1 protein-coding gene is annotated in these 1,242 nt (G+C 56.6%); it reads left to right on the top strand.

Annotated elements, in window-relative coordinates:
- Positions 1 to 194: 194 nt before the first annotated feature.
- A partial coding sequence (gene bamA, locus AC5E6N_RS23845) for an outer membrane protein assembly factor BamA (protein WP_491750145.1) occupies positions 195 to 1,242 on the top strand: 1,048 nt, incomplete at its 3' end.

Below are 1,242 nucleotides of genomic sequence, written 5' to 3'. Positions count from 1 at the left end.
ATTAATTCAGCATTTTAACAAATTGTCAGGAGCAAAATCGTGGTCAGCGTTGCGATTTCGTCACTTGTTGACAGTTAACAAACAGAAAATAACTCAATGGCTTGCGTGTCGCTCAAAACATAGTAAAACGGCGTGGCAGGCAGGATTCGCCTGATGATGCTCTGGGGACATTGGGAAAAGGGTAAAAGACGCCAATGAAGGCCGGTTCAAAGTTACTGGGCGCGCTGTCGGCGCTAGCTCTTTCCGCATGTGTTGTGTTGAGCGGTTCCGGAGCGGCCTTTCTGGCTTCCACGGTTGTTGCTCAGGCGGCTGTCGTCAGCGTCATCGAGGTTCGCGGCAATCAGCGGGTCGATGCCGATACGGTTCGCGGCAATATGACCATCAGGCCGGGTGAGAATTTCACCAATGCGGACATTGACGAATCGATTAAGCGGCTGTTCGCCACGGGCCTTTTTTCCAATGTTCAGATAGATCAAAGGGGCCGGGCTCTGATCGTCACGGTCGACGAAAACCTGATCATCAACCAGATCGTCTTCAATGGAAACAAGAAGATCAAGGACAAGCAGCTCGAAGCGATTGTCCAGTCGAAGCCGCTCGGACCCTACAGCGAAACGACGGTGGAATACGATGCGGAGGCCATCCGCGAGGCCTATGACCGGATCGGGCGCAGCGAAGCCACGGTGACGACACAGGTCGTCAATCTGAACGGCGGTCGCGTGAACGTCGCTTTCGATATCAGCGAGGGCGGCCGCACGAAGATCATGTCGATCAACTTCGTCGGCAACAAGGCCTATTCCAACGGTCGCCTTGCCGATGTCATCAATACGAAGCGGTCGGGTCTTCTGTCGTTCCTGTCGCGCAAGGATGTCTACGATCCTGACAAGCTGCGCGCCGACGAAGAACTGCTGAGGCGTTTCTACTACAATCGCGGCTTCGCCGATTTCCGCATCATATCGTCGACCGCCGATCTCGATCCGGCCAGCGGCGACTACATCATCACGATCACCCTGGATGAGGGCGAGCGCTACACATTCGGCGATATCGAGGTGGAAAGCACGGTCGCCGGAATCGACGCCGAAAGCGTGCGCCGTCATCTGGCGAGCCGGAAGGGCGCGGTCTACAGCGCGGAAAAGGTCGAGGACTCGATCATTTCGATCTCCGAGGCAGCCGCCGCCGACGGCTATCCGTTCGCGCAGGTTACGCCCCGCGGCAACCGCGACTTCGTGAACCGGACCATCTCGG

This window comes from Hoeflea sp., from assembly GCF_984452065.1.
The sequence above is the reverse complement of the archived record's forward strand: the minus strand, read 5'-3'. Positions and strand labels throughout refer to the sequence as shown.